Raw genomic sequence first — 13,432 nt, forward strand, 5'->3', positions numbered from 1 at the left:
GAGGAGAGTGTTGGAGTGCCGAGGGGGCGTGTCAACGGATCGGACAGAACCCAACACGCGCAGGTTGTCCGTAATATGTCGCCGGTCGTGTGGTGGATGTGGTGCGACCAGCGCGGAATTAGTTAGGTGTGAGGAAGAGAGACATCCGATCTGTTGGGGTGAGGTCTGCGGGGGTACGGCAGGGGTGTGGGGGTGCTCCCGTGGGGGGCGGGGCGCGTGCCATGATGACTCCGGAGCGGCGAGAGTGGGAGGCTGTGCCGTCGCGAGCGGCCAGCGGTTCCCGAAGGACCTGTCACCTTCAAGAGCGTTCAGGCAGCGCAACCCTCCGCCGCGTTATGCGTTCGTTACGCGGGCCGTCCGCCGCACCGTGGACCCGGCCCGGGCTTCCGCGTCACCGGCGTCGCCTGCCGCACGCTCCCGTACGGAAATTGGGAGAATGCCGTGTCCGCCGTCCGTTCTGGCGACCTCGCCGACCTGTCAGGTCCGTCCGATCTCTCCGGTCTGTCCGACGAAGCGCTCACCGCGCGACTGCGGCCCGCGCGCGATGACGGTGCTGCCGCCGCCTCCGGCGGGGCCGTTCCCGAGGAGGCCGCGCGGGCGCTCGCCGAGCTCTACCGGCGCCACCGGGCGGATGTGCTGGCGGGCGCCCGCCGTATCGCCGGGGTGCAGAGCGCGGACGACCTCACCTCGGAGGCGTTCCTGCGGACGGTACGCGCGGTACGTCAGGGGGCGGGCCCGACCGGCTCATGGCGGCCGTACCTGCTGGCGGTCGTCCGCAACACCGCCGCGGAACGCGCGAAGGCGGCCCGCGCCCAGGTCCCGCTGGCCGACTTCCAGACCTGGTGCGAGTCCCTGCCCGACACCACCGACCCCGAACGGGTCGTCCTCTACAGCGAGGAGACGCGGCTGCTGGCCCGCGGCTTCCGTTCGCTCCCCGAACGCTGGCAGGCCGTCCTGTGGCACCGCCTGGTCGACGGGCGCGCCAACACCGAGGTGGCCGGTCTGCTCGGCCTGACCCCCAACGGGGTCACCTCCCTGCTCGCCCGCGCCCAGGAGGGGCTGCGCCAGGCGTATCTCCAGGCGCACATACGCGAGGGCGGCGACGTCGAGTGCCGCCACTACTCCGGGCTGCTGGGCTCCGCGGTGCGCGGCGCGAACAGCCGCGACCGCGGCCTCTCCCGCCACCTCGCCGAATGCGGCCGCTGCGCCACCGCCTTCGCGGACCTGGAGCACTTCAACTCCCGCCTGCGGGCCCTGGCCCCCTTCGCCCTCCTCCTCGGCTCGGGCAGCGCACTCCTCCTCGGTGCCCGCACGACGGCGGCGACCGCGACCGCCGTGACCGCCGCTTCGGGCAAGGCGGCCACCGCGGCCTCCGCGGGCTCGGCCGCCTCGGCGGCCTCCGCGAAGGGCGGCGGATGGCTGGCGGCCCATCCGTGGTGGGCCGGTGCCGCGGCGGCCGCGGTCGTCGGCGCCACCGCGGTGTCGGCCGTCGCGCCCACCGGCTCCTCCCACCCCCCGGCGACTGCCGCTCCCGCCCCGCGCACCCCGATCGCCGCCACGCTCCGCCCCACCCCGCGCCCGACGCCCACCACCGCGTCGCCCACCCGCACGACCCCAACCCCCGGGCCCGCCAAGCCGACACACACGCCCCCGCCCCCGGCCACCCCCGCGGACCGCCTGCTCTCCCTGCTCAACGCCCGCCGCCACGCCCTCGGACTCCACGCGGTCACCAAGAGCGCCGCCCTCACCCGGTCCGCCCATGCCTGCGCCGAGAAGAACCTGCGGCAGAACACCTTCGAGCACTGCGGCTACGAAGTCCTCTACTGGGGCGGCAGCAGCGCCCCCGAAACCATGATGAACCTCTGGTTCAGCGACCCACCCCACGAGCAGGCCCTCACCCACCCCACCTCCCGCCACGCCGGCGCCGCCATCGTCACCGACTCCCACGGCAAGGTCATCGCCGCCCTGGCCATCGACTACTGACCGCCTTCCGGCGGCCGAGCGGAAGGTGCGGCTGTCGCGTGCCGCCTTCACCGCGGAGGTGGCGCCGCGCCACGGTGGGCATTTGTTAGTTAACTTTACTTTCGAGATATGTGCCCTCGTCAAGGGGGCGTACCCGATCCCTTCTCCGGTGTTGACAGGCGTGCGCGCGACGGCGTACCAATTCCGTCAGCGGCTTGGCGCGGATGTTCCCAACTCGACGCGCTCGCCCTGCATCCCGCGTGGATGGAGGCGCCCCGGCCGCATGCGGCCGGATGCCGCTTCACGCCTGTTGCCGCACGTGCTCACCCCGCGGACGGCGGACGCTCCCGTGCGCCCGCCGGGCCGCCGCGTGCCGCATGTCGCCCAGGCGCTGCTCCGATCCCACTGCGGCTCGACGCACCGACACCGCACCGACGGCGCCTCCGCCTGTCCAAGGAGAGATCAGCATGACGCCTCCCCGCCCCCCTCTGATCTCGGGTTCCCCACCCGCCGCACCCGGCCCACGCGCACCGGGCGCGCACGCCGCCGGTAGCCGCCGCGGCCGCCGCGCCGCCGTCGCGGCCGGCACCAGCCTGGCGCTGAGCGTGCTCGGCCTGGTCGCCACCGCCGTCGCCGCGACCCCCGGCGGCCACGCGGCGGCCGTCGCACCGGTGAGCACCACCGCCAACGGCATACCGAAGTTCGACCATGTCGTGGTGCTGACCGAGGAGAACAAGTTCTACGACGACATCGTCGGCAGCGCGGACGCCCCGTACATCAACTCCCTTGCCAAGCAAGGCGCTTCGTTCTCCAACTTCCACGGCACCACCCACCCCAGCCAGGGCAACTACGTGGCCCTCGTCTCCGGTTCGACGCACGGGATCGCCGACGACGACTGCCCGCACGACTTCAGCGGCGACAACCTCGCCAACCAACTGCTCACCCGCGGCCACACCTTCACCGGCTACTCCGAGGACCTGCCCGCCGACGGGTCGAAGGACTGCGGTGACGACGGCGACAGCGGCTACGCGCGCAAGCACAACGGCTGGGTCGACTTCACCAATGTCCCCGCCTCCGCCAACCTGCGCTACAGCCGCTTCCCCACGGACTACAGCACACTGCCCGACGTCTCCTTCGTGACGCCCAACCTCAACGACGACATGCACGACGGCAGCGTCAAGCAGGGCGACAACTGGCTCAAGAGCCACTTCGACGGCTATGTGCAGTGGGCCAAGACGCACAACAGCGCCCTCGTCCTGACCTGGGACGAGGACGACGGCGACGACTCGGGCAACCAGATCGCCACCATGATCGTCGGCGCCCATGTGACGCCGGGCGCCAAGTCCGCGGTCCGCTACACGCATTACTCGATCCTGCGCACCCTGGAGGACATGTACGGGCTGCCCCCGCTGGGCAGCGCGTCCTCGGCCACCCCGATCACCGACATCTGGGACACCGGCACCACCCCGCCGACCACCCCGCCCACCACACCTCCCACGACCCCGCCGACCACACCCCCCTCCGGCGGGACCAACCTGGCGCTCGGCCGCCCGACGACGACCTCGTCCACGGAGGGCACCAAGTACGGCGGCGCCAAGGCGGTCGACGGCGACAGCACCACCCGCTGGGGCAGCAAGGAGGGCGCCGACCCGCAGTGGATCTCCGTCGACCTCGGCTCCGACCGCACCCTCAGCCGGGTGAAGCTCACCTGGGAGGCCGCGTACGCGAAGGCGTACCAGATCCAGACCTCGACCGACGGCTCGTCCTGGACCACCGTCTCCTCCACGACCACCGGCAACGGTGGCACGGACGACCTCACCGTGACCGGCCACGGCCGCTACTTGCGGATGTACGGCACCAAGCGCGGCACGTCCTACGGCTACTCGCTCTACGAGTTCGAGGTCTACGGCGCCGGCCCGGCCGCACCCGCCGCCACCCCGACGGCGACCACCCCGACCACCGCACCCGGCGGTCCGGCCGCGGACCTGACCGACCCGGCGAAGAAGGAGACCGCGATGGAGCTGGTCTCCTCCGCGGAGAACTCCTCGCTGGACTGGAAGAACCAGTACACGTACATCGAGGACATCGGCGACGGCCGCGGCTACACCGCGGGCATCGTCGGCTTCTGCTCCGGCACCGGCGACATGCTCGACCTGGTCAGGCACTACACCGACCTCAAGGCGGGCAACGTCCTGGCCAAATATCTGCCCGCGCTGGAGAAGGCCGACGGCAGCGCCTCGCACACCGGTCTGGGCAGCGCCTTCGTCGCGGACTGGCACACCGCCGCGAAGGACGGCGTCTTCCAGCGGGCGCAGAACGACGAGCGGGACCGGGTCTACTTCACCCCCGCCGTCGACCGGGCCAAGGCCGACGGCCTGCACGCGCTCGGCCAGTTCGCCTACTACGACGCCCTCGTCATGCACGGCCCCGGCGACGACGCCACCAGCTTCGGTGGCATCCGCGCGGCCGCGATGAAGAAGGCGAGGACACCCGCACAGGGCGGCGACGAGACCGCGTACCTCAACGCGTTCCTCGACGCACGCGTGGCCGCGATGAAGACGGAGGAGGCCCACGAGGACACCAGCCGGGTCGACACCGCACAGCGCGTCTTCCTCAAGGCGGGCAACCTCGGCCTCGACGCACCGCTGCGCTGGAAGGTCTACGGCGACCCGTACGCGATCGGCTGACGACCGCCCCGCACCGGGCCCGCCGGCCGTGCCTCCCGCGAGGCCGGCGGGCCCCTTCCCCCGTAGGAACCCCCATGTATCTCTCGTCGAGCCGGGCCGCCGCCCCGCCACCCGCCGAGCCCACCGGAAGCGCAGCAGGCAGGCGCAGGGCGTGGCCGGGCGCCGGGGTGCCCGCCAATGTGCTGGCCCTCGGCTCGGTCAGCCTCGTCACCGACATCTCCTCGGAGATGATCACCGCGGTCCTGCCGATGTACGTCATCTTCACCCTCGGCCTGAGCCCGCTGCAGTTCGGCGCGCTCAACGGCATGTACTTCGGCGCCACCGCCCTGGTCAGGCTCGCCGCCGGGCACGCCGCCGACCGCTGGCAGCGCCCCAAACTCGTCGCGGGCGGCGGCTACGCCCTGTCGGCGGCCTGCAAACTCGGCCTGCTGGCGGCCGGTTCCTCGGTGCCGTTCCTCGGCGCCGTCATCGCCGCCGACCGTACGGGCAAGGGTCTGCGCACCGGCCCGCGCGACGCGCTGATCTCGCTCAGCAGCACCCCGAAGACCCTCGGCCGCTCCTTCGGCGCGCACCGCGCGATGGACACCGCCGGCGCCTTCCTCGGCCCGCTGGTGGCCTTCGCCCTGCTGCTGGCCACCCCCGAGCACTACGACACGGTCTTCGTGGCGAGCTTCGTCTTCGCCGCCTTCGGGGTGGCGATCCTCGCGCTGCTGGTCCGGGACCGCCGCGCCGCCGTCCCCGCCGCGGACCGGGCCACCGTCCGCGCCGCCCTGGGCCTGCTGCTGCGCCCCGGCTTCCGCCGGGTGAACATCGCGGTGCTGCTGCTGGGTACCGTCGCGCTCAGCGACTCCTTCGTCTACCTGCTGGTCCAGCAGCGCCTGGACATCTCCGAGGAGTACTTCCCGCTGCTCCCGCTCGGCACCACCGGCGCCTATCTGCTGCTCGCCCTGCCACTGGGCCAACTCGCCGACCGGCTGGGCAGGTTGCGGGTCTTCGTCGCGGGCTACGGCGCCCTGCTCTGCGCGTATCTGCTGCTGTGCGGACCGGGCGGCGGTCCCGTGCTGCTCGTGGTGGTGCTGGCGCTGCACGGCGTGTTCTACGCAGCCACCGACGGTGTGCTGATGGCCGCCGTCGGGCCGATGGTGCCCGCCGGGCTGCGGTCCGGCGGCATGTCGCTGATCCAGACCGGCCAGTCGGTGGCGACGCTCGGCTCCTCGGTGCTGTTCGGCGCCGCCTGGTCCGCCTACGGCCTGCACACCGCCCTCGTGCTCGCCCTGGTGGCACTGGCCGCCGCCGTGCTCCTGGCCGCCTGGATCCTTCCGCTGTCCGGGACGGCCGCACCCACCGAGGAGAACCCCGAATGAGCACCAGGAAACGCCTGTTGGTCCTGCTCGCCCTCGCCGTACTCGCGGCCACCGGGCTGACCGGGTACGTGCTGCGCTCCCGCGCCGACGAGATGTCCGCGGCCGGCGCCGCGACCGGGACCGTACGCCTGGACACCCCCGGGCAGATCCTGTTCCGCGACACCGCCCCGGGCCGCGGCTTCGGCCGGATCGCCGCCGTCCCGCTGGCCCACCCCGGGGCCGCCAGGACCGTGAGCGGCACCTCCTGCGACCGGGTGTACGCCGCGCACGGCACCGGGGTCTGCCTCCAGCGCAAGGGCCCGGTGCCCGCCACCTACGTCAGCGTGCTCGACCGGAACCTGCGCCAGGTGCGGCAGGTCAAGGCCGCCGGATTCCCCAACCGGGCCAGGGTCTCCGCCGACGGCCGCATGCTGTCGTGGACCACCTTCGTGCAGGGCGACTCGTATCTGCGCGACGACTTCTCCACCCGCACCTCGATCCTCGACACCGCGACCGGACGGCTCACCGACTCCGTCGAGCGCATCCCGCTCACCCTGGACGGCAGGCCCTACCAGGCCGCCGACCTCAACTACTGGGGTGTGGGCTTCGGTTCCGACGACACCACCTTCTACGCCACCGCCCGCACCGGGAGCCGCACCTATCTGGTCAAGGGCGACTACCGCAGCTGGACCGCGCACACCCTGCTGAGCAACGTGGAATGCCCGTCCCTGTCACCCGACGGCCGCCGCGTCGTCTTCAAGAAGCGCGTCCACGCGAGCGCCGACCGCCCCTGGCGGCTCTACGTCCTCGACCTCGCCACCCTCCGGGAGACCCCGCTCGCCGAGCAGCGCAGCGTCGACGACCAGGCGGCCTGGCTCGGCGCCGGCACCGTCATGTACGGGCTGCCGCGCCACGGCGGCGGCTGGGACGTCTGGTCCGTCCCGGCCGACGGGAGCGGCGCCGCCCGCCTGCTCATCCACGACGCCTCCTCACCGGCGGCGGTAGCGGGTTGAGGCCCGTTTCCCGCACTGGCTCCCAGCCCTCCGGAGCCGCTCGATCGCCCCCGCAGGAGGCGGCGAGTGGGGCGCATCACTCCATTGGTGAGAAGGCACGTCTTTGTCGGTAGGGACGGATAATGTTCCGCACATGGCTGGTGATCTGCGCGAAGGGGGCCCGGCCCCCGCATCGGGTGCAGGGGGGCGTCGGTTCGTCGGCCGGGAGACCGAGATCGGGGAACTGCGGACAGCGCTGGCCGACCTCGCCTCGGGGGTCGGGCGGGCGATCGCGCTCGTCGGGGAGCCGGGGATCGGCAAGAGCGCGCTGATGGCGGCCGCGGCGGCCCAGGCCCGTGCGGCCGCGGTGCCCGTGCGCGCGGCACGCGGCCGGGGCGGCATCGACTCCGCGACTCTCGGCGTCCGGCCGCCCGCCGTCGCCGCGCACAGCGCGCGGGCACCGGGCGTCATGGTGACCGTCGACGACCTGCACCAGCTTCCCGCCGAGCAGATACCGCTCGCCGAGCGGCTGATCGAGACGGCGGCGGCCCAGCCGGTGCTGTGCCTGATGGCCTACCGCCAGCGCCAACTCCCGCCCGCGCTTGCCGCGGTGCTCTCCCGCGCCGCCTCGGCCGGTCTGCTCGACGTGTGGAACGTCGGGCCGCTGACCGCCGAGCAGTGCGGCGACCTGCTGGGCGGCGGCGAGCGCGACGCCGAGGGCGACCGCGGCCGTCAACTCCCCGACGCGGAGGCGCTGCACCGCGCGGCCCTGGGCAACCCGCAGTATCTGAAGATCCTCGCGGGCCGGGGCGACGCGGGCGCCGACGCCGGGGTCGCCGTCCTCGGGGAGATCGCCGACCTCGACGCCGGGGCGCTGGCGGCGGTCCAGGCGGCGGCGGTGCTCGGCGAGCACTTCCACCCCGAACTGCTCGCCGAGGTCGCGGGCCTGGAGTCCGCCGAGACCCTGCGCGTGCTGGACCTGCTCACCCGCGTGGACCTGGTACGGCAGACCGAGCCCGCCGGGCTGGTGCTGCGGCACCGTGCGGTGGGGGAGGTGGTCTACGAGCGGCTCGAACCCAGCCGCCGGATCGCCCTGCACCAGCGGGCCGAGGCGGCGCTGGCCCGGCGGACGGCCCCCATCGCCCGGCGTGCCCGCCATGTCGCCCAGGCCGCGGATCCCTCCCGGCCGGAACACGTCACGACCCTGATCGCCGCCGCCCGCGACTCGCTGTACGCCTCACCCGCCATGGCGGCCGAGCACCTCCAGGCCGCCCTCCCGCTGCTCAAGGAGGGCGACGCGCACTGGCACGAGGCCCATGTGCTGCTCGCCCGTACACGGTTGCTCACCGGCGACGCCATCGAGAGCCGGGAGCTCCTCGACGTCCTGAGAGCGGCGCTGCCCGGCGGGCCGGCGGCCAACAAGGTACGGGCGCTGGTCGATTCGAGCCGCGCGGAGCGCCGGCTCGGCCGCTACACGGAAGCGGGCGCCATCGCCCGCTCCGCGCTGGCGGTGCTGGCCGACAGTGACATCGCGACGGCCGCCGCCGTCCACAGCGAACTCGCCGACCACGCCTACGACATACAGGACTACGAGACCTCGCGGCAGCACGCGGAGACAGCCGCGGAGATCGCCCGCAGGCACGACGACCCGGCCGGTGAGGCGAACGCCCTGGCCCAGGCCGCCGTCGCCCATCTGTTCGCGGCCGACCAGAGCACGGCACTCGAGCGGACGACCCGGGCGGCCGGGCTCATCGACGCGGCCGCCGACTCCACGCTGCTGACCAACCTGGAGTCCACGTTCCAACTGGGCTTGACGGAAGGCATGCTGGGGCGGCTGGTCGACTCCGAACGCCATCTCCAGCGCGGCGCCGCGCTGTCCCGGCGTACCGGGCAGACGTACATCGAGCCGCAGATCCTCACCACGCTCGCCAACACCCAACTGCGGGCGGGCAATCTGCGGGGGGCGCTGGTGACCCTCGACGCGACCGCACGCCACGCCGACCGTGCGGGCAACCCCCCGACGCGCGCGATCATCGCCATGCTCAGGGCCGAGGTGCTGTTCTGGCTGCACGGCCCCGAAGAGCTCGCCGAGGCCGTCTCCTTCGCCGAGCAGGCGATCGTGATCGCCGGTGACGACCCCGCGACATGGGCGGTCACCGTCCGCTGCTTCAACGCCGAACTGCTGCTGCTCGCGGGCTACACGGCGCGTGCCAGATGGCAGATGCTGGACGCCGCGGGCGGCTCCGACCTGCCGCGCATCACCGTCTGGCGCAGGCCGCGCTGGTGCGACACGCTGGCTCTGGCCGCCTGGTACGACGGCGACAAGGTGGACGTCGAGCACTGGGCGCGGCTCGCCGAGGAGTGCGTGAGCCAACTGCCCTCCGTGGGACGGCAGGGCTTCGCCCACCGCGCCCGGATGCGGGCGCACGCGCTGCACGGCGACACCGACCAGGCGTTGGCGAGCGCGCGGGAGGCGATCGCGAGCTTCACCGCCAGCGGGGAGCGCATCGAGGCGTCCCGCACCTTGCTCGCGGCGGTCGAACTCCTCCTGGACGCCGGGCGGACGCAGGAGGTGGACGGCTGGCTCGACCGGGTCGCCATCCTCACCGCGCAGAGCGAGTCGCAGCGGGTGGCGCAGGAACTCGCCCACCAGCGCGGCAGGTTCGCCGCCCTGTCCGCTCCCGGCGACGCGGTCCCCGCCGCTCTCGCCGTCCTCACGGCGCGGGAACGGGAGATCGCCGTCCTCGCCAGCACCGGGAAGACGAGCGGCGAGATCGCCGAGGCGCTCTTCCTGAGCGTACGGACGGTCGACGGCCACCTCGGCCGCGTCTACCGCAAGCTCGACGTCTCCAACCGCGCCGGTCTCGCCCATGTGGTGCTGCACGGCGAGGCACAGGACGCACCAGATGCACCGGGCGCACCTGGCGTACCCGATGCCTCGGGCGCCTCGGCCGTCGACCAGGGCTGAGCCCCTCCTCCCACCGGATCACGTAACGGAGCGCGTAGTTCTACCCAGGCCCTCAGGCCCCCGCGGATGCGATGGTCTGCCAGGTGAGCGTCACCCTTCACGGATGGACGACGGGGTGGACGCGGGTAGAACGGCGCCGAGGAGATGTGGGGACCAGTGAGGACCAGCGCGCAGGGAAGGCAGGACACGTCAGCCCCGGAGGGCGCTCCGGAAACCACTCGGGACGGGGTTCGGGGCGGTGTTCACGACGGTGTTCGGGACGGGCTGCGGTTCCGGGTCCTGGGGCCGCTCTCGGTCGACGTCGACGGCCGGGCGCTGGACATCGGCCCGCTCAAGCAGCGGCTGGTACTCGCCCTGCTGCTGTGCCGTCCCAACGCCTTCGTCTCGTCCGACCTGCTGACCGAGACGGTGTGGCGGGACGAGCCGCCGAAGACCGCGCGCAAGAACCTCCAGGTGTACATCTCGGCGCTGCGGAAGCTGCTGGGCGAGGCGGGGGAGGGCGAGCGCCTCACCCACCGGCTGGGGAGCTACCGGCTGCGGGTGGCCGAGGGCGAGTTGGACGCACTCCGCTTCCAGGCGCTCGCCCGCTCCGGCCGGGCGGCCGCGGCCACCGGCTCCTTCGGGACCGCCGCCGAGCTGCTGGCCGAGGCCCTCGACCTCTGGACCGGCCCGCCGCTGCCGGAGCTGGGCTGCTCCCCGGTCATCCAGGAGGAGGCCGACCGGCTCGCGGCCCGCCATGTGGGCGTGTGCGAGGACTGGGCCGAGGCCGCGCTCGCCCTGGGCCAGTCCTCCCCGGTCGCCGAGGCGCTCGCCGACCTGGTGGAGCGCCATCCGCTACGGGAACGGCTGCGCGCCGCGCAGATGACGGCCCTCTACCGGTCGGGACGGCAGACCGAGGCGCTCGCGGTCTACGAGGAGTTGCGGCAGCATCTGTCGCGGGAACTCGGCCTGCCGCCGAGCCCGGCGCTCGACGGGCTCTACCAGTCGATCCTGGCCCAGGAGGCGCCGGGCGGCGAGGCGTTGGTGCCCGCCGGGAGCGGCGACCGTGCCGAGCACGGCGACCGTGTCGACCACGGCGCCGGGCGCGGCCCGGGGTTAGTGCTGCTGCCGCCCGACACCGCCGACTTCACGGGCCGGAAGGGACAGACCGCCGAACTGCTCGACGTGCTCGCGCACGGCGGCACGGTCGCGATCGTCACCGGGCCGACCGGGGTGGGCAAGACGGCCCTCGCGGTCCGGGCCGCCCACCGGCTGACCGATCAGTACCCGGACGGCCAGGTGTATGTGAGGCTCCGTCACGACGACGGCTCTCCGCGGTCCCGCAGCTCCGTGATGGCCGAGCTCGGCCGCTGGTCGGGCCTGGCGGACCGGATGCCCGACGACCCGATCACCGCCACCGCGCTGTGGCGCTCCTGGCTGGCCGACCGCAGGGTGCTGCTGGTGCTCGACGGCGCGCCCGACGAGGTCACCGCGCGGCCGCTGCTGCCCTGCGACGGGCCGAGTTCGGCCGTCGTGACCAGCAGGACCCAGCTGGCCGGTATCACGCCCGCGCATCGGCTCGACGTGCCGCCGCACTCCAGCGCGGAGGCGCTGGAGTTCCTCGGCCGGATCATCGGCCTCGGCCGGATCCGTTCCGACGAGACCGCCGCGGAGCGGATCGTCACCGCCTGCGGGATGCTGCCGCTCGCGGTGCGCGCCGCCGGGCTCAAACTCGCCGTGCTGCGCCACCTGCCGCTCGCCGAGTACGCGGCGCGGCTCTCCGACGACCTGCGGGTCCTCGACGAACTCTCCGCGGGCGACACCGAGGTACGGTCCCACGTCACCGACGAATGGCGCCGCCTGCCGGAACCCGCCCGCGCCGCACTCCTCCGCCTCGCCACCCTCCCCCCGCTCTTCACCCTCCACGAGGCGGTCTCCGCCCTCGCCCAGGACCGCGCGTCCGCCCTCCGCGGCCTGGAACGCCTCATCGAGACCGGCGCCGTCACCCCACCCGCCAGTGAAGTCACCGCCCACGCGGCCCTCTACTCCCTCCCGCGCCTCACCCGCCTCTACGCCCGCGAGCTGGCGCTTGGCGCGCCGAGCGCGTGAGCGGTCGCCTCAGACGGCCGTCTCCGTCGGGGTCGGCAGGTCCGCGACGCCGGAGGCTTCGCTCTGGCGGAGGGCGCGGGCTGAACGGAGGGCGTGGGGGCCGGCCAGGGCCGCGGCGGTGAGGGCGGCGGCACACAGGGCCCACAGGGCTGGGCGGATTCCGAGTTGGTCGCCGAGCGCGCCGCCTGCCAGGGAACCGAGCATGGCCGCGGTGGCGGTGATGACCTGGAGCGCGGCGGTGATGCGGCCCATCTCGCCTTCGGCGACGTCGGTGGCGAAGACCGAGGAGACGGCCACGTTGGCGATCGCGCCGAAGAAGATGGGGAGGCCGATACCCAGCGCCGCGCATGCCACCGCCAGGGGGAGGGGCCCGCCTGCCAGCGGCAGCAGCAGACAGCACGCTATACCGCCGGTGAAGGCGAGGATCGTGACGCGTCGGGGGTCGCTGCGAGGGCCGAGGACACGGGCGGCGGCAGCGGAGCCGGCCAGACCGGTCACTCCCGACAGGACGAAGGCAAGGCCGTAGTAGCCGGTCGGCAGGTGGATGACACGCAGCAGGAACGGGCCGGTCAGGGTTGCCAGTCCCGTCATGGCGGCGACCGGGACGACGAGGAAGACCAGCAGGGCCCGGTGGAAGGGGTGTCCGGCGAAGAACCGCAGGCCGGAAGCGGCTCCGTGGAAGGTGCCCGTGCTGTCCCGGCCGGGGGTGGGCGCTGTCAGGTCGGAGGAGCGCATGCTCAGCAGCGCTGTGGCGCTCAGGAGGTAACTGGCGGCGTCGATCGCGAGTGCGGCCTGGCTGCCGAAAGCCACGATCACCGGTCCGGCGAGAATCCGGCCGAGGAGGGCGGCCCCGTACTGTCCGGCCTGGAGGCGGGCGCGGACCGGTCCTATGCCGTCGGCGTCCACGAGCTGCCGCAGATGGACGAAGTACAGGCATCCGATCAGGATCGACAGCAGGCCCTGCAGGACGCCGAGGCCGATCAGCCAGCCGACGGAGACGATGTGGTCGGCCAGTCCCAGGGCGACGGCGCCGACGCCGAGCGCCGAGAACGTGTCCAGGGTGAGCAGCGCTCTGCGGGGGTGTCTGATCCGATCGGCCAGCGCCCCCGCCGGAAGCCCCAACACCATGCCGGGCACGGTGGAGGCGGCGGTGATCAGTCCCATCTGGCCTGGTGAGGCGCCGAGTTGGACAATGGCGACGACGGGCAGAGCCACCGCCGTGAAGACCGAGCCGAAGGCGGAGGTGGTCTGGCCCCACCAGTAGAGATTGAGATCGCGTCGCACTGCACGCTCCTGATCGAGGGGCGGGGAGGCGTCCGGTCAGGACCTGGCGGTGCCGGACCGGACGCCTCGGGGAGTTCAGGTGCGTCCCCGGGGGACGCACCCACCGGG

The 13,432-nt window shown here is 73.3% G+C and carries 6 protein-coding genes and 2 pseudogenes; 7 read left to right on the plus strand and 1 reads right to left on the minus strand.

All coding sequences use genetic code 11. The features are described from left to right. Positions 1–441: 441 nt before the first annotated feature. The 7 genes and pseudogenes from AB0M29_RS31880 (at position 442) to AB0M29_RS31910 (ending at position 12,040) form a co-directional block, all read left to right on the plus strand. A complete protein-coding gene (locus tag AB0M29_RS31880) occupies positions 442–1,983 on the plus strand; it encodes a sigma-70 family RNA polymerase sigma factor (RefSeq protein WP_365388985.1) in 1,542 nt (513 codons plus the stop codon). Positions 1,984–2,429: 446 nt separating this feature from the next. Further along, positions 2,430–3,845: pseudogene (locus AB0M29_RS31885) on the plus strand (alkaline phosphatase family protein); the annotation flags it as partial. A gap of 108 nt (positions 3,846–3,953) precedes the next feature. Further along, positions 3,954–4,649 (plus strand): annotated as a pseudogene (locus AB0M29_RS31890) (chitosanase); the annotation flags it as partial. A gap of 74 nt (positions 4,650–4,723) precedes the next feature. Further along, positions 4,724–6,013: an MFS transporter gene (locus AB0M29_RS31895; protein WP_365388986.1), complete on the plus strand. Its 1,290-nt coding sequence runs from the start codon at positions 4,724–4,726 to the stop codon at positions 6,011–6,013. Further along, the gene (locus tag AB0M29_RS31900; protein ID WP_365388988.1) at positions 6,010–7,005 is read left to right on the plus strand and encodes a hypothetical protein; all 996 of its coding nucleotides are present in this window, start codon (positions 6,010–6,012) and stop codon (positions 7,003–7,005) included. Before AB0M29_RS31895 ends, AB0M29_RS31900 begins: the two co-directional genes overlap by 4 nt. Positions 7,006–7,138: 133 nt before the next feature. After that, a complete protein-coding gene (locus tag AB0M29_RS31905) occupies positions 7,139–9,952 on the plus strand; it encodes a LuxR C-terminal-related transcriptional regulator (protein ID WP_365388990.1) in 2,814 nt (937 codons plus the stop codon). A 156-nt stretch (positions 9,953–10,108) separates the two neighbouring features. Then, positions 10,109–12,040 (plus strand): BTAD domain-containing putative transcriptional regulator, encoded by a 1,932-nt coding sequence (locus AB0M29_RS31910; RefSeq protein ID WP_365388992.1) that lies wholly within the window; start codon positions 10,109–10,111, stop codon positions 12,038–12,040. Between the two features lie 9 nt (positions 12,041–12,049). On the opposite strand, the gene AB0M29_RS31915 is transcribed toward AB0M29_RS31910, so the two are convergent. Further along, positions 12,050–13,324, minus strand: a complete 1,275-nt coding sequence (locus tag AB0M29_RS31915) for an MFS transporter (RefSeq protein ID WP_365388995.1) — start codon at positions 13,322–13,324, stop codon at positions 12,050–12,052. Positions 13,325–13,432 lie beyond the last annotated feature (108 nt).

It is taken from the genome of Streptomyces sp. NPDC051976 (assembly GCF_040680795.1).
Classification (GTDB): domain Bacteria; phylum Actinomycetota; class Actinomycetes; order Streptomycetales; family Streptomycetaceae; genus Actinacidiphila.

Coding starts and splice junctions, on each gene's coding strand:
- AB0M29_RS31895 (WP_365388986.1), top strand. CDS start 4,724: ATGTATCTCTCGTCGAGCCGGGCCGCCGCCCCGCCACCCGCCGAGCCC.
- AB0M29_RS31900 (WP_365388988.1), top strand. CDS start 6,010: ATGAGCACCAGGAAACGCCTGTTGGTCCTGCTCGCCCTCGCCGTACTC.
- AB0M29_RS31905 (WP_365388990.1), top strand. CDS start 7,139: ATGGCTGGTGATCTGCGCGAAGGGGGCCCGGCCCCCGCATCGGGTGCA.